Origin of the sequence: Streptomyces sp. P17, from assembly GCF_032436805.1 — a bacterium.
GTDB lineage: Bacteria > Actinomycetota > Actinomycetes > Streptomycetales > Streptomycetaceae > Streptomyces.
Window position 1 is genome coordinate 1 of record NZ_JAVRBF010001379.1, and the last position, 242, is coordinate 242.

1 protein-coding gene is annotated in these 242 nt (G+C 58.7%); it reads right to left on the reverse strand.

The annotated features are described in order from the left end of the window. On the reverse strand, nucleotides 1–242 hold a 242-nt coding region (locus RMT89_RS45040; RefSeq protein ID WP_315889535.1), incomplete at both ends, for a hypothetical protein.

Genomic DNA, 242 nt, shown 5'->3' on the forward strand with positions numbered 1-242 from the left:
TCAGATTGTAGGTACCGAGCGTCTGGAAGGTGAAGGCATCGCCGGATTCGATCGCGTCCGCCCAGATATACTGGGCCGAAAAGTCGATGCCTTGCGTCATCTGCGAACCGCCATTGATCGTGTTCACGTGAACACGGGCAATGTTGGAGACCGATGTCGTTGCCTGGCAGCGCAGGACCTGTGTCGCCGCGGCACTATTGAACGTGACGCGATTGATCAGGGCGGCATATGCCGGGTTGGCG